Source organism: Candidatus Villigracilis proximus, from assembly GCF_016717045.1.
GTDB classification, from domain to species: domain Bacteria; phylum Chloroflexota; class Anaerolineae; order Anaerolineales; family Villigracilaceae; genus Villigracilis; species Villigracilis proximus.
The window spans coordinates 217,105-233,448 of record NZ_JADJUO010000036.1 but is presented as its reverse complement, the minus strand read 5'-3'; the positions used below and the strand labels follow the sequence as shown (position 1 = coordinate 233,448).

General features: G+C 49.1%; 12 protein-coding genes and 2 pseudogenes. 10 read left to right on the top strand and 4 right to left on the bottom strand.

Going from position 1 to position 16,344, the window contains the following annotated elements:
* The 10 genes and pseudogenes from IPL71_RS24855 to IPL71_RS24805 form a co-directional block, all read left to right on the top strand.
* The coding region (locus IPL71_RS24855) for an amino acid permease (protein ID WP_345326334.1) at positions 1-926 on the top strand (926 nt) is incomplete at its 5' end.
* Positions 927-932: 6 nt separating this feature from the next.
* Positions 933-1,607, top strand: coding sequence for a potassium channel family protein (locus IPL71_RS24850; RefSeq protein WP_345326333.1), 675 nt, complete (start codon positions 933-935; stop codon positions 1,605-1,607).
* 1 nt (position 1,608) lies between these two features.
* Entirely contained in the window at positions 1,609-2,289 is a 681-nt protein-coding gene (locus tag IPL71_RS24845) for a potassium channel family protein (protein ID WP_345326332.1), read from the top strand.
* Between the two features lie 277 nt (positions 2,290-2,566).
* On the top strand, positions 2,567-4,846 hold the full coding sequence (locus IPL71_RS24840; protein WP_345326331.1) for a type I restriction endonuclease subunit R: 2,280 nt from the start codon (positions 2,567-2,569) through the stop codon (positions 4,844-4,846).
* A 66-nt stretch (positions 4,847-4,912) separates the two neighbouring features.
* A pseudogene (locus IPL71_RS26330) lies at positions 4,913-5,325 on the top strand (type I restriction-modification enzyme R subunit C-terminal domain-containing protein).
* A gap of 10 nt (positions 5,326-5,335) precedes the next feature.
* Entirely contained in the window at positions 5,336-6,310 is a 975-nt protein-coding gene (locus IPL71_RS24825; RefSeq protein WP_345326327.1) for a restriction endonuclease subunit S, read from the top strand.
* A gap of 232 nt (positions 6,311-6,542) precedes the next feature.
* The gene (locus IPL71_RS24820; RefSeq protein WP_345326325.1) at positions 6,543-7,409 is read left to right on the top strand and encodes a hypothetical protein; all 867 of its coding nucleotides are present in this window, start codon (positions 6,543-6,545) and stop codon (positions 7,407-7,409) included.
* Positions 7,373-7,810: a hypothetical protein gene (locus IPL71_RS24815; protein ID WP_345326323.1), complete on the top strand. Its 438-nt coding sequence runs from the start codon at positions 7,373-7,375 to the stop codon at positions 7,808-7,810. The genes IPL71_RS24820 and IPL71_RS24815 overlap by 37 nt, the downstream gene beginning before the upstream one ends.
* Before the next feature lie 2 nt (positions 7,811-7,812).
* Positions 7,813-9,339, top strand: a complete 1,527-nt coding sequence (locus IPL71_RS24810) for a hypothetical protein (RefSeq protein ID WP_345326322.1) — start codon at positions 7,813-7,815, stop codon at positions 9,337-9,339.
* Between the two features lie 4 nt (positions 9,340-9,343).
* Positions 9,344-10,839, top strand: a pseudogene (locus IPL71_RS24805) (class I SAM-dependent DNA methyltransferase).
* Positions 10,840-10,922: 83 nt separating this feature from the next.
* On the opposite strand, the gene IPL71_RS24800 reads toward IPL71_RS24805, so the two are convergent.
* From IPL71_RS24800 to IPL71_RS24785, 4 genes are all read right to left on the bottom strand, one after another.
* Positions 10,923-12,737 carry an ABC transporter ATP-binding protein gene (locus tag IPL71_RS24800; protein ID WP_345326320.1) on the bottom strand — a complete coding sequence of 605 codons (1,815 nt, stop codon included), beginning with the start codon at positions 12,735-12,737 and terminating at the stop codon, positions 10,923-10,925.
* 165 nt (positions 12,738-12,902) lie between these two features.
* The gene (locus IPL71_RS24795) at positions 12,903-14,666 is read right to left on the bottom strand and encodes an ABC transporter ATP-binding protein (protein ID WP_345326318.1); all 1,764 of its coding nucleotides are present in this window, start codon (positions 14,664-14,666) and stop codon (positions 12,903-12,905) included.
* Between the two features lie 33 nt (positions 14,667-14,699).
* Positions 14,700-15,659, bottom strand: coding sequence for an aminoglycoside phosphotransferase family protein (locus tag IPL71_RS24790; protein WP_345326316.1), 960 nt, complete (start codon positions 15,657-15,659; stop codon positions 14,700-14,702).
* A gap of 204 nt (positions 15,660-15,863) precedes the next feature.
* Positions 15,864-16,343 (bottom strand): S1 RNA-binding domain-containing protein, encoded by a 480-nt coding sequence (locus IPL71_RS24785; protein ID WP_345326314.1) that lies wholly within the window; start codon positions 16,341-16,343, stop codon positions 15,864-15,866.
* Position 16,344: the final 1 nt, after the last annotated feature.

Below are 16,344 nucleotides of genomic sequence, written 5' to 3'. Positions count from 1 at the left end.
CGCGTTTGGGCGCTCTCGTGGCAAAAGATGGATTCCTGCCCCGCCAGTTAACCTATCGCGGCAGCCGTCTGGTGTACTCGCGCGGTATCGTTGCTCTGGCTTTGATCGCATCTCTTTTGCTTGTGATCTTCAATGCAAGTGTTACGCGTTTGATCCCGTTGTATGCGATCGGTGTGTTCTTATCGTTTACCCTGTCACAGGGCGGCATGGCGCTGCGCTGGTACAAGATCGGTAAACTGAAACCGGATGAAGAAAAAGTAGAACGTGGCTCGACTCTGCGCTTCGTAAAAGACTGGCCTGTAAAAATGATCGTCAATGGTTTCGGCGCAATCTGTACCGCCGTCGTGATGATGGTCTTTGCGATAACAAAATTCCAGGATGGCGCATGGGTGGTTTTGATCCTGATCCCTGCTTTGGTCGCGATTTTCTGGATGATCCATCGTCACTATAATAATCTTGCCAAAAAACTTTCCCTTGATAATTTCGGAGTCATCCCGCCTCACGCCATGCGTCACCGTGTGATCATGCCGGTCAGTGGTGTGCACCAGGGGACATTGGCTGCGCTGCGGTATGCACGTATGTTGTCAGATGATGTGACTGCTGTGCATGTCGTGATCGAACCCGCGGATGCTGAAAAAGTCCGCGCGAAATGGGAAACATGGGGCGAAGGCGTGCGCATGGTTTTACTGGATTCACCCTACCGCCTTTTTGTTGAACCGATTTTGGGATATATCTCGGATATCGCCAAAGAGCGTCAGCCGGGTGAGACGATCACCATTGTGGTGCCCGAATTTGTTTCGGAAAACCGTTTGAGCGGTACATTGCATACCAACACTGCGAATATTTTGCGTGAGCAATTAAAGAATCAACACGGTATCGTGATCACAAATGTGCCTTATCATGTACATGATAAAGGCGTGGAGTAAGGAGCTATGAATATGAACTTTATCGTCATCGGATGCGGACGGGTTGGCGCGGAACTTTCCTACCGCCTGTTTAAGAATGGACATCAGGTTGTGGTTGTAGACAGCAAGAAGGATGCATTCAACCGCATCCACTCGGATTTTCGCGGACGCACCGTCGAGGGAGAGGCGCTCTCCATGGACACATTAACCCGTGCCGGCATGGACAAAGCCGACGGCGTGGCGGTTGTCACAAATTCCGACACCATGAACGCTGTCATCGGCCATACCATTCGAACCCATTATCCGCAGGTGAAGCAGGTTTTGGTCCGCAATTATGACCCTGCCATGCGTGAAATGCTTGAAGCATTTGGCTTGCAGATCGTCAGCTCCACTGCCTGGGGCGCGGAACGCTTGCAGGAATTATTAATCGACCCGTCCTTCCGCGCTGTGTTCTCTGCCGGAAATGGCGAAGTTGAATTGTATGAGATGTACATCACTGAAAAATGGAATGGCCGCTCCATTGCCGCATTGCTGGAAGGCTGTAAGAATGCGGTGATCGTTGCCGCGCTTACCCGTGCCGGACGCGCAGAATTGCCCGCGTCGGATACGTTGTTGAAGAGCGGTGATGTGCTCACGGTCAGCACGACTCTTGAAGGTGTAACAGCCCTGCGCGGACGTTTGCAGGAAGGAACGGAGGCTTAATATGTTGGTCTTTATTGCTGGCGGTGGAAGAACCGGCGCACAATTGGCTGCGCAATTATTGGATCAGAATCATCAGGTGCGGTTGGTGGAACACCGCCGCGAACTGCTTGTTTTACTGCATCACGAAATCCCAACTGAAGTGATCTATGAAGGGGTTGCAACAGACCCGAATGTTTTGAAACAGGCCGGCCTGGACAAGGCCAATGTGCTTGTCGCCTGCACCAATGACGATGCCACAAATCTCGTCTTGTGCTATTTGGGGCGCACCATGTTCAAGGTCAACCGCACGGTGGCCCGCATCAACAATCCGCGCAATGCGTGGTTGTTCGATAAGAACTTCCATGTTGATGAAACCATCAATCAGGCTGATGTGCTTTCCCACCTGATCCAGGAGGAAATGTCACTGGGCGATATGATGACCCTGCTCAAACTCCGCCGCGGACGTTACTCGCTGGTCGAGGAAAAAGTCCCTGCTGGCGCGAAAGCCGTTGGCATGGCACTCAAAGATCTGGGACTGCCCGATCAATGTGTGATCGCCGCCATCATCCGCAACGGACAGATCACCCTGCCGCGCGGCACATCCAAACTTGAAGAGTTCGATGAAGTGCTCGCCATCACCGACCCGGAAGGCGCAAAGAAACTCGCTGTCCTATTGGAACCGCCCTCAAGACCTACCCGATAAATATAAAAAAACCGACGTTCAATTGAACGTCGGATTTTTTATATGCCCGAACGCGGATTGAAATCCACACTCCAGTTAGCCGGAACGCGGACTTCAGTCCGCATTCTCCATTATTTATTCACCATATCCTTCATCTTCACGTTGAATAAAATTTCATACACTATTTGTTGCCGTTGGCGATTTACAGAAAGAGGTCGGGTATACTTGGGGAAATCAGCGGGGAATACCCTGCCCAGAAACACATCAGAGTATAAATAAATAACAGATCACAACGAATATGCCGACACCTGAAGAACTTGCCCGTCAAAATATTGACCAACAACTCATCTCAGCAGGATGGGTAATTCAAGACCGCATTGAGATGAATTTGTATGCAGGTCGCGGCGTGGCAGTACGTGAGTTTCCGCTGCAAACAGGGGAGGCGGATTATTTATTATTCGTGGATCGTAAAGCAGTGGGGGTTGTGGAAGCCAAGCCGGAAGGAGCTACCTTATCTGGCGTGGCAGATCAAGCCGCGCGATATTCTGTAGGATTGCCATCGAACGTGCCGCATGTGACTCTTCCATTACCATTTCTATATGAAAGCACCGGAGTTGAAACCTACTTTCGTGACGAGCGTGATCCGCAGCCGCGTTCGCGCCGCATATTTCATTTCCATCGCCCGGAGACACTGGCAGACTGGGTATCTGAAAAAGTAACCTTTCGTGGACGTCTTGGACAATATCCGCCGCTGAATACAACCGGATTGTGGAAGGCGCAAATTGAAGCCGTCTCCAATTTGGAAGTATCTTTGGCGCAGGATAAGCCGCGCTCGCTGATTCAAATGGCGACCGGTTCAGGAAAAACTTTTACTGCGGTCAGTTTTGTTTATCGGATGATCAAATTTGGAAAGGCACGGCGGATTCTCTTTCTGGTGGACCGCGCCAACCTCGCCCGTCAGACGCTCAAGGAATTTCAGGCATACACCACGCCGGATGATGGGCGTAAATTTACCGAGTTATACAATGTTCAACATTTGCAGGGCAATACCATTGACCCTGTCAATCGTGTGGTGATCACAACCATCCAGCGCGTGTACTCGATGCTGCGCGGGGAAGAATCTTTCGAAGAAGGCAACGAGGAAGGTTCGTTGTTTGAAGTTGAAAATGTCCTTGACCAGCAGCAGGAAAAACAGGTTGAGTACAATCCTAGATTTCCAATCGAAATGTTTGACATCGTGGTCACCGATGAGTGTCACCGCTCGATTTACAATCTTTGGCGGCAGGTGCTTGAATATTTTGATTCGCACTTGATCGGCTTAACCGCTACACCCAGTAAGCAAACCTTCGGTTTTTTCAATCAAAATCTTGTGATGGAATATCCCCGGACGCGCGCTGTCCTTGACAAGGTAAATGTGGATGGCGAAGTCTATCGTATTCGTACCAAGATCACGGCAGAAGGCTCAAGCGTGGATGCTGGTTTTTGGGTCGGACAGCGCGATAAACTCACGCGCCGTGAACGCTGGGAACAGTTGGACGAGACTCTTACTTATGATGCCAAACAACTCGATGTGGAAGTTGTCAGCGATGGTCAGATCCGAAAAATTCTGCGTACCTACAAGGAACGCTTGTTTACTGAAATTTTTCCAGGGCGAACGGATGTGCCCAAGACCTTGATCTTCGCCAAAGATGACAGCCATGCAGAAGACATCGTGCGCATTGTGCGTGAGGAATTTGGCAAGGGCGATGCGTTTTGTCAGAAAATAACCTATCGCGCTACCGGCGTCCCGCCCGAAACCTTGATCGCTAATTTTCGAAACAGTTATTATCCGCGCATCGCCGTCACCGTGGACATGATCGCCACCGGCACAGATATCAAACCGTTGGAAGTCTTGTTGTTCATGCGTCAGGTGAAAAGCCGTATCTTGTTCGAGCAAATGCTCGGGCGCGGTACGCGCGTCATCAATCCAAATGATCTACAGGCTGTAACGCCTGATGCCACCGTCAAAGACCGCTTTGTGATCGTGGATGCGATCGGAATTGTCGAGCAGGCAAAAGTGGATACGCAATCGCTGGAACGCAAGCGCGGGAAAACCTTCCAGCAATTATTGGAAGCCGTCGCGTTCGGCGTGACGGACGAGGATACGCTTTCTTCGCTGGCAAGCCGCTTGATGAAATTGGACGGCAGATTAAGCGATGCAGATCGAAGCCGGATTCAGGCCACGGGTGCGAAGCGGACTCCCGTTGAAATTGCCGAAGCGATTCTGGATGCGCTCGATCCTGATGCAGTGATCGCATCTGCTTCAAATCTGAATCCTGCTCCTGATGAAGAACAAATTGCACAGGCAGGCCGTGATCTCGTGGAGGCCGCTATTCGCCCATTGGCTGAAAATCCAAATTTGCGCGGCGTGCTGATCGAGATTCACACTCGTAATGAGCAGGTATTGGATACGGTCAGCGTGGACGAGTTGCAGGAAGCCGGCTTTGCCGCTGAAGGCACAGAGAAGGCGCGCGCAACCGTCGATCTTTCAAGCAGTTCATTGAGCAGAACAAAGATGAGATCACCGCATTACAAATGATTTTTCAACCGTCCGCATGGACAGCGCCGAGTAACATTCGCACAGATCAAGGAACTGGCGGCGATCTTGGAACAGCCGCCGCATACCTGGACGACGGAACGGCTGTGGCGGGCGTATGCTCAATTGGAACGTGACCGCGTGCGCGGGGTGAATGAACGCCGCGTGCTCTCGGATCTGGTTTCGCTGGTGCGCCATGCCGTGCAGTTGGATGATGAGTTGACGCCCTACCTGAGCAGGTCGCGCAGCGTTATCACGAATGGCTGACGGCGCAGGAAAGAAATGGGCGCACATTTACGAATGAACAACGTTGGTGGCTTGATCGGATCGCCGAGCATATCGGCGTGAATCTTTCGGTGCGTACCGATGACTTGAGCGTGGGTGAGTTTTATAACAAAGGCGGGCAGTTTGCCGCAGTGCGCGTGTTTGGGGATGGCTTGAGTGCTTTATTGGATGAGTTGAATGTGGTGTTGGGAGAGTAGGGAATAGAGAATGGATAAGGGCGCGAAGCAGTTGCCGAATGGCTGGATAGAAACTACTCTTGGAGAAATTGCTGAACTTGTTGGCGGTGGCACTCCATCACGCGAACACCCCGAATATTTTGGAGGACGTCATATTTGGTTGACTCCAACTGAAATTCCACGCAATCGTGTTACTGTTGTTGCTACTTCTAGAGAAAAAATTACCGATGACGGCTTGAAAAAAAGTTCTGCCCGCTTACTACCAAAGGGAACAGTTTTGATGACATCTCGTGCCAGTATAGACTATGTTGCCATTGCTGGAGCAGAGGTAACAACCAATCAAGGGTTTGCTTCTTTTATTTGTAAAGATGATGTTTACAACCATTATCTGGCATATTGGCTTCTTGGAAATGTTGATTTTTTTATTGGGCAAGCAACAGGAACAACTTTTAAAGAAATCACGAAATCGAAATTGCGCAATTTTTCTTTCCCTTTGCCTCCACTGCCCGAGCAGAAACGCATTGTCGCCAAAATCGAAGAACTGTTTACGCAGTTGGATGCAGGCATGGCTGCGCTCCAGCGTGTCAAAGCGGAGGTTAAACGTTACAAAGCGTCCGTGCTCAAGGCGGCGGTGGAGGGGAAATTAGGAATTCGGAATGATGAATTCAGAATTCAGGATGATGGTCAACTACCTGCAGGGTGGAAGTGGTCAACGGTTGGCGAAGTTGCTAAAGTTGGAACTGGCTCAACACCCTTACGAAGCAATGAACGATATTGGAAAAATGGGACTATCCCTTGGGTAACGAGCGGAGCACTAAATGACTTGTTTGTGAACGAGGCAAATGAATTTGTTACAGAGGCCGCCCTGAAAGAAACGAATGTAAAGATATTTCCAAAGGGAACGTTACTTGTAGCCATGTATGGTGAGGGAAAAACTCGCGGTAAAGTCTCTGAATTAATAATTGACGCAACCACGAATCAGGCTTGCGCTGCTCTTGTTTTTTGAAAAGATACTCTTGAGAACAAACCGTTTGTCAAAATATTTTTTCAGAATATTTATGAAGATATTAGAAGGTTATCTTCTGGTGGAGTGCAAAAACCTAAACCTTTCAATCATAAGAAGTGGAGCGGCGGCTGTCCCTTGCGGCGGGGGTCGAGTCCACGCTGGCGGCGTCCATGTCACGGGCGGCGCGGCTGCGTCAGTCCGTGCTCAAGTCCGCGTTTGAGGGGAGGTTGGTGTGATTTTTACCAGACTTAAACTCAAAATGGGAAAATGGCTTCCTGGAAAACGAAAAGAACAATATAAATATGATTTTACGAACGATATAAACAAAAACTTTAAGAAGTTTGTTGATGTTAATGAACAATATTTTTTAGTAGCACACAAGTTCTTTTCCACATCACTTCAAGAAGATGAAAACTCCCTGCGCAAATCAGCGGAAGATGTTGTTGCTGCGTACAAAACTGTCGAGTTGTTTACGCTATACGAACGAGTAAATTTTTTTCATCAATCTACAGACAAAATCACGGCCAATCTCGATCAGATTGCCGAGTTAATGTTTTGGATTGACAAACGAGATAAAAGTGTTGTTGCAAATATAGAAAAATCTAGAGAAGAGCATGGTGATACGATTACGAGTATATTTTATGCTCACATTCCATTAGAAAATACGTTTCTTAATCTGGTTATGGGCTATACAACTGGACTGTCAGTTATAATGTCTTACTTCAAGTATATAGTCAAACAGTCTTTTACAGATGTTTCACTGCCCTCTGCTATTGAAGATTTTTACAACCGCTATAAATACTCAAAATTGTGGCTTGTGTTGCCATTTATAGGACTTGCTCTAACTATAATTGGCTTTATTCCTATAGTCTCGGTTGCTACTGGAGTATTAGGCTTGATAATGTTTTATGTGGAAAATTGTATTCTTGCCGGAAAAGAATTAAGAAATCTCAAGAAGATGCCGGAAGTCGCAGCAAAGGCTAAAGAAGAGTTGCATGTTATTAAATTGAAAATTGATGTTTTGCGTGTTACAAAGGATTTTGTCGTTAATTGGATGCTTATTTGCCAGCTACTACTATTGAAGTATTGGACAAAATGAAAGCAGGTCAAAAAATAAATCCTTTTAGACTTAAGTCTGAATGCGAATTTTTACATCAAAAAATCGAAGAAAATCGAGCTGCCGACTGGCCAGGCATTGGAGCAGTATTAAAAAAAGAAAAATCTGAGACTGAAAGTCCTAAAAAAGCAGAAAAATCTCGAAAGCGCCATAAGAAGGAAAATGATTCTTTTGTACCAGAATCGGTAGAGCAAACAAATACTAATCACATGCCCACCAAATTCTTCTTCACCATCCAGTATGTCTGGTATGAATACAATACCTTGCAGTGGCATTATTCTCTTATAACAGGGATTGAGTCCATGTTGGTGGCATCCATGTCACGGGCGGGGCGGCTGCGTCAATCCGTGCTCAAGTCCGCGTTTGAGGGGAGGTTGGTGTGAGTATGGAATCTATCAATGGGAAATTCATAATTCCCCGTGAGAGCGAAACAGAATTAAGTGATAATAAACTAAAATCTGCCCGATTTGCTTGGTGGGCGGTATTTCTTATGAATGGGCTATTTTTTGGGTTTTACTGGCAGTATGTTTCTGAATTAGAAGGCACATTTATTGTTATCTACAATTGGGTGTATCGAATCACCTCCTTTTTTTCCATCGCTCTGGCTTTATTTCTTTATTATAAAAAACCAAAAAATTGGATGGCGCTTTTAGTCTCCATGATGCTGGTAAGCCTTATAACCAATTATAGATTTTCGATCTTTTATTCCATCTTAGACAGTGCGTTTTTGTATACCTGGGGGTTCACAAATCGAAACGCAATCATATTCGCCGAATTCATGAGCTTTCTTACGCTCTTTATTAGGTACTCGCTTATTTTCACAGCCTTCTTACACTTTCCAAATGGAAAGTGGGTATATCGACGGGTATGGTGGATTCTCATCGTTTGGGTGATTGCTTTCGTAATCGAATCATTTTATTCCCCTTTTGTTCAATCTGCTTCGTTCGTTTCTTCTTCCAATATGCTATTCAGCGTAACATTTTTTATGATATTGGTGGGTGTAGTACAAATTAGAAATTATTACCAAATACAAGATGCCATCCAACACCAGCAAATCAAATGGGTGTTGATCTTTTGGAGTGGACTGGCCCTGCTGTCTATAACTGGCTCCGCAGTGGAAATATCGCGGGAAGTAATAACTGATGAAGTTTATTTACTTTTAGTAAAGATCTTTAGTGTAACCCGCAACGTTCTTGTTTTTGGGATGGTTGCTTCATTTGCTATTTCAATTGTTCGCTACCGATTATGGGATGTTGATATATTTTTTAATCGGGCAGTTGTATATAGTGTGCTCACAGGTTTGTTGGGGGTTTTGGGAGGTATCAGTTTGGCAGTAATAAACTATGCGATAGGACAATGGTTTGAGGAAAATTCATCGGTGTGGGCGGTCGTCATCTCTGTCCTGCCTGTTGCCGCTGCCTTTAATCCGCTTAGGGATTGGGTGCAGGAAATAGTGGATCGTTACTTCAAGCCTGAAGAAGTGAATTTTGAAAACCATTTCCTTGAATTCAGGTCAGATATACGGGACATGCTGGGCACTTCACGCATGATCGAGGTTGTTTCCCGACAGGTAAAAAAACAACTCGATGTGGAAACTGTCCGAATCTATCTGGCGGATGAAAATGAAAACATTCCCTCTCTGGCTGTAGGTGATGACGCCTTGAAAAGGCTAATCAATGGTCAACTTGTTGTTGGAGAAGACAACTCCGAATACTCCCTGATGGTGCCACTCGTGGTTGAGCGCCCCGTCATTCCAGACTTTATAGGAGTCATCGTCCTTGGTCGCCGCTTGAAAGGCAAGGGCTACTCCACGCCCATTCTGGATAGTTTGACACTTCTAGGAACCAAAGCTGGCGAGGCCATTTATTTATCCCGGTTGAATGAGCAGTTTAAAATAAAGGTAATGGCATAACGATATGAATACGACATCCTCTACTATTGTCCAACGCGTCTGGAACTACTGCAACGTCCTGCGTGACGACGGCATTTCCTACGGCGATTACGTCGAACAACTCACTTATCTTATCTTCCTGAAAATGGATGATGAGAATGCGCAATTGGCAAGCCCAGTTCCGTCCCCGCAGATTTGCGCTGGCGTACTCTGCAAAAAAGATGGCGTCATATTAGACGGCGAAGCGCTTGAAGCGCATTACATCCATATCCTTGCTTCACTCGGTAAAGCAGCTGGCATGCTCGGCGTCATTTTTCGTAAGGCCCAAAATCGTATCCAGAACCCTGCCCGTCTGCGTCGTTTGATTGATCTGATTGACAGCGAAAACTGGGTCGGGTTGGATGTGGACGTCAAGAGCGAAATTTACGAAGGCTTGCTTGAAAAGAACGCTCAGGATACCAAGAGCGGCGCGGGTCAATACTTCACCCCGCGTGAACTGATCAAGGCGCTTGTCGAAGTGATGCGTCCCCAACCCGGCGAGACCATTTGCGATCCAGCGGTCGGCACTGGCGGTTTTTACTGCGTGCCTACGATTACATTGTTGAAAATAACAAACGACTGGATCAGGATCAATGGAATCACCTGCGTCACGATGCCTTGCATGGCTGGGAGATCGTAGATAACACCGCCCGCCTGTGCGTGATGAACCTATACCTGCATGGCATTGGTCTGGAAAGCGCTGAGTCCCCCATCCACGTGGAAGACAGCCTTACGAAAAAGCCCGGAACCAGTTTCCGCATGGTGCTTAGTAATCCACCCTTCGGTAAAAAATCAAGCATTGCCACGGTTACTGATGCAGGTGAAACTAACAAGGAATCCACTGTCATCGAGCGCGACGACTTCTGGGCATCCACCAGTAACAAACAATTGAACTTTGTTCAACACATTGTCAAGATGCTCGAAATCAATGGGCGCGCGGCAGTGGTCGTGCCTGATAACGTGCTATTCGAAGGCGGAGCCGGCGAAACCATCCGCAGGAAACTACTGGAAGAATGTGATGTCCACACCCTCTTGCGCTTACCGACCGGTATTTTTTATGCACAGGGCGTCAAAGCCAACGTGATCTTTTTCGACCGTCGCACAGGCGGTGAAAAAGCCTCAACCGAAAAACTATGGATCTACGATCTGCGTACCAATAAAAACTTCACCCCCAAGACCAATCCGCTTGTTCGTGGTGATTTGGATGAATTTGTAAAATGCTACAACCCGGAAAACCGTCACAAGCGCAAGTCCACGTGGTCAGAGAAGAATCCAGAAGGCCGCTGGCGTGCCTATACCTATGAAGAACTCGCCGCGCGCGACAAGATGAATCTCGATATCTTCTGGCTGCGCGATGAGTCCCTCGAAGATTCTGCGAATTTACCCGATCCCGATGTTCTTGCTGCTGAAATTATTGAAGACCTCGAGGCCGCGCTTCTTCAATTTAGGGGTATTGCCAGTGACTTGGGTGAAGAGGAGTAACCTCCTTTTAAGAACATCAAGCCTGACAGGTAAAACAAAAGGCCGATGTCCAAAATGGACATCGGCCTTTTTATATTCCACTATTATTTATTCACCATTTCCTTCATCTGCTCCACATAAGCAAGTGACTGATGCCGGAAGTAGGTATTGTACAACTCGGCGTAATGTCCGCTTTGGCTTAGCAGGCCATCGTGGCTGCCTTCTTCGATGATCGTGCCTTTTTGCATCACGACGATCCGGTCCGCGGCTTTTACTGTGGAGAGGCGATGTGCGATCAAAATGCTGGTTGTGTTTTTCAAAATGAGATTCAGCGCCTGTTGAATTTGCCACTCAGTGAACGGATCCACGCTGGCGGTGGCTTCATCCAAAATAAAGATGGCGGGATTTTGCACGAGGACGCGCATCAGCGCCACAAGCTGACGCTGACCCATGGAGAGTCTGTTGCCGCGTTCGCCGACTTCGGTGCCCAGTCCGTCGGGCAGAGTTTCGAGCCACTCACCGTCGCCGATCTTCCTTGCGAGTTTGAGCATCTCTTCCTCAGGGACGCCTGGTGCGGCGTAACGGATATTATCTGCGACTGAACCAGAGAACAAGAACGGCACCTGTGAAACAATGCCAAGCTGTTTGCGATATTGGCTCAGATCAAAAGTGCGGATGTCGCGCCCGTCGATCATTAAGCGTCCCTGTTGATATTCGTAGAATCGTGCGATCAACTTTGCGATGGATGACTTGCCCGCGCCGGTATGTCCTACCAGCGCAAGAGTCTCTCCGGGTTGTATGAGCAGGTTGAAGTCGGTCAGAATCGGTTCCTTATCCGAATAGCGGAAATGCATATGGTCAAAATGGATTTCGCCTTTCAGTCGCGGCACATCCTGCTTTTCGGTCTGGATCACATTCGGGTCCGCGTCGATCAAAGCGAAGACACGCTCCGCGGCGGAAAGTCCCGATTGGATCTGCGCCCAGAAGGAGGTGAGATTCAAAATGGGGAAGAAGAATTGATCGAGACTCATGATGAAGAGATACCACGCGCCGATGCTGATCATGCCATTCGCCGCGCTCATGCCGCCGACATAGACCAGCACGCCGACGAAGATGCCGCCGACCGCGTTGAGCACGGGGAAGACCAGCGAGAGAATAAATCCGCGCTGCACGTTGACCTGATATGACTGCTGATTTGATTCGTCGAAGGACTTGAAGATGCTTTCTTCCTGACGGAAATTTTTCGCGATGGAAATTCCGCTGAAAGTTTCCTTGATGGCCGCGTTCACATCTGACGTGGCTTTCATGCCGCGTTTGGTGACGCGCCGCGCCAGCACCCGGAAGCCCGATGCGATGGCGAAGATGAAGGGCAGGAATCCGATCAGTAATAACGAAAGCCGCCATTCAGTGCGGAAGAGCACGATGGCGATCAAGAACGCCTGGAACATTTGCGAGACCACATCGGTGATGATGACCACGAGTTGACCGAAGTCATTCGTGTCTGATGTGATGCGCGAGACGATGCGGCCCGAGGAGAATTGATCGTAAAAAGAGAGATCGTGTTCGGCGGCGGCGCGGAAGGAACGGGTGCGCATGTCGAGCACCACGTCACCGACGGCGCGCACGATCAATGCGCGTCTGAGCCAGTTTAATCCCCACAGTCCAACCGCCACGATCACAAGTGCAACGCCGACCCATGCAATTGATTCGGGCGTCGGGCGCGTTTGGATCAAGTCCACCATTTGGCTGACCACCACCGGCAAAGCCGCGCCGATGACCGCCAGAAGAATGATGGTAATGGATGCATACACCAGTCGTGTGATCTGGGTATTGAAATAATTGATCATGCGACTCGCCAGTACACGGTCTGTGTATTGGCGGTCGTATTTTTCGTCGTTTAATCCTGCAAAGAAGCCCATAAGTGATTTCCGATTTTTGATTTGATTTACGATTTATTCTGCATCCTCCCGAAAGTTCGCCGGGACAGTGTAGGGTGACGAGTCCCAGGATGGTTCCAAATAAATCCCGTCCTCGGCTGCGCTGCGCAAAGATCAAGTGCGCGCAACTCCGCTCGGGATGTGGAATTAATCTCTAAAAATTCTCGAATATGCTTCAGATGTTTTCATCAGATCATCATGCGTGCCGATGGCGACGATCCCGCCTTTGCGCAAAACGATGATGAGGTCAGCCCAGCGGATCTGCGAAAGGCGATGCGTGATGATGAAGGTCGTCCGTCCGCGGGCGGCGTTGGAAATGGCGCGTTGAATTTTATCTTCGGTGGCCGAGTCGATGGCGGATGTGGAGTCATCCAGTACCAGTACACGCGGATCGGTCAGGAAGGCGCGAGCGAGTGCAATGCGCTGGCGCTGTCCGCCGGAGAGGGTCACGCCGCGTTCGCCGACCGTCGTGGCGTAGGATTGGTCAAAGTCGAGGATAAAATCATGTGCCTGCGCGGCAATCGATGCAGACATGATCTCGTCTTTTGTGGCGCCGGGTTTGCCGAAGGCGATGTTGTCGCTGAGTGAACGCGAGAATAAGAAGATATCCTGTTCGATGATGGAAATCTGTTCACGCAACGATGCCAGATTCCACTCGCGCACATCCACACCATCAACAAGTACCTGCCCTTCGGAGACATCATAGGTGCGGTTGATCAACTTGGCGAGCGAAGTCTTGCCCGCGCCAGTCTGCCCGACGATGGCTACGGTCTGTCCGGGTTTGACCTTGAAGGAAATATCCTTGAGCACAGACTCGCCGTTGGGATAATTGAACGAGACGCCGCGAAACTCAATTTCGCCGCTCATGCCCGAGGTCCGGCCTGATGCGTTCTGATCGAGTTTTGTCTCGCTGGTAATGAGTTCCAAAATACGGCGCGCGGAGGAAAGTCCGAGTGAAATTTGTGAATAGGCCCAGGTGGATGTAAATGTGGGGAATCCCAAAAGCTGCAACATGCCGAAGTATCCGATGACCGCGCCAACGCTGATCAATCCGCTGCGGAAAAGAATCAACGCGTGGACAAGTCCGCCGGCGTAGGCCATGCCGAGTAACAACATGGCAATGTAACGCGCTTCGAGATCGCCCTGCTGCACAAAGGCATTGCGCACTTCACGCGCATTGATGCCGAAACGGTCCACTTCCGCCACTTCCTGCGCCGCGCCTTTCATGATCTCAACACCATCCAAAGACTCGGAAAGATGCGTGTTCATCTTTCCGAAACTCGCACGTACATCATCGGTGATAGGTGAGAGTTGTTTAAGATAACGCGCAAGCGCAATGAAATAGATGACGATAAAAATAACGGGCGTGGCGATCAACGAAATGTGATAACGGGGCGCAAAGAAGAGCGGCATCAGGATGAACATGAACGAGCCGACCACCAGATTCACGCCGGGGCTGAACATGTAATTCACTTCACGCACATCGTTCGTGGCACGCGCCATCGTATCGCCCACAGGCTGTAAACTGTGAAAGGTCATGCTTTTGCCGAGCAGCGAGAGATACAACTCGTCGCGAATATCGCGTTCCATTCGCTGCGCCATTAATTCGGCGCCGAAGTTTCTTCCCAGCTGCAACACGCCGCGGATAACCTGCGAGATGCCGATCGTGATGGCCAGCGGCAGCAGCACCGATGTATCAGGCGTACTTTCCAGCATGGCGTTAAATGCGTCACCGGTCAGCACCGGCACCACCACGGCCAGCACGGCATTCCCGATCGCGCCAACGATGATCATGATCACGATCCACCAATAAGGTTTGGCATGTGAATAGATCCAGCGCACGGCCGAGGAATGTTCAAATTTGTTTTTGCGATGTAATGTGAATTCTGCGGGATTGGTAATTGAAGACATGCAACGATTTTACCACCCCAAAAAATGGCGCTCTTATTTAAGCTCTGAAAATATTTTTGCGCATTGCATCAAGTATCCGCTGTCCATGTTACCTTCCACACTCCACCATGCGGATAAAACGGCGTGAGCAGTTGCCCAGTTAAGGATTTTTCTCCACTCCCAGCCCAATCTCTCCGAGAGGATGCTCACCCGCCTCTCGGTCTTAATCTGAAAACTGGTCCCGTCCGAAAAGCTGTCCCACGGATTGAGCATGAACGGTCCTATCTCATACCCCGCCGGCCCAATGACTCCCTTCGGGTCGATCACCAGCCAGCCGCGTTCTGATGAAAGAATATTGTAATGATGAAAGTCGCCGTGCATTAATTTGATATCCTGATCTGCAAACAACTCCGGCAAAAAAGATTCCACCCGCTCCAGCAATTCCTTCTCGATCGGCCCCGTCCCTCCACCAAAATGCGGACGAATTTTCTTCAACCCGTCAAACCAATCGGATAATTTTATAAATCTGTTGTGGAGTGGAACAGCTTGCTGTTCCACAGCGGGCAGCAAGCTGCCCGACTCCATAGGACGCCAAATCTTTTGCATTACATCCGCTGCGATGTGCGTGCGTTCGTCATCATCTTCGATCTCGGCCAGCATTTGCCCCGGCTTGAGTCTTTCCAGCAAAAGAAATCCGCGCTCTGCATCATATTCCAGTAATTGACACGCACCATTACCGTTAAATAATTTCAACGCCAGCATTTCACTGGTCAACTCGCGGTTTGGGACTCCCATTTTGAGCACCACATCATCTTGTCTGGTGGTTGAGCTTGTCGAAACCCGTTTCGCAAAGGCCACAAAATTAAAAGATAAATTTGGCACAGGTTGAACATCAGTCAACCCCCAACGTTGCGATACTTCTTCAATTAAAAAAGGAAGGACAGCGAGAAAATTCTCGCCATCCTTTTTATAGACGTTTTTTATAGTAGTGATGAATGAATCAGGAAGTTGCATACTAATTTACCAATCCCGAAGGAATGTCATGGAATTTTCTTGCGATCCTGACACCCCTTCGGGGTTGAAAACCATTTCTATTTATTTCCTATAATCATTTGACCCCTTCGGGGTCATGTGAAACTTCGGAAGTCTTTTTAGGAGTCTTCATGGCGGGAGCTATATATGGGAGACTTCCGAAGTTTGGTTAATTTTGGTTGATTGTTACTTCACCCAGCCGAGTCCGATGCGTCCGCGCTCGGTTTCGATCTTTTGGATTTCTACATCAATAATGTCACCGACTTTGAGGACAGTGCCGTGTGGAATTTGGCTCTTGTGCAGCAGGCCATCGCCTTTGATGCCGATGTCTACGAAGGCGCCGAAGTCCACCACGTTGCGGACGGTGCCTTTGAGCTGCATGCCTGTCAGCAGGTCTTCGGCTTTGAGCACGTCCGAGCGCAGGATGGGAGCGGGGGTATCGGAGCGTGGGTCACGGCCTGGGCGGACGAGTTGTTCGAGGATGTCTTTCAGTGTGGGCACGCCGCATTCGAGTTCGGCGGCTAATGTTTCGAGGGATGTCTTTGCGGTGAGGGATTCCAAGGCGGCGATTCTGTCTGGGATGGACGAATCAACTGTCAGCGCGGCGCGAGCGAGAATGGATTCTGCTATCGCGTAGGATTCTGGATGGATGGCTGATTCATCCAAC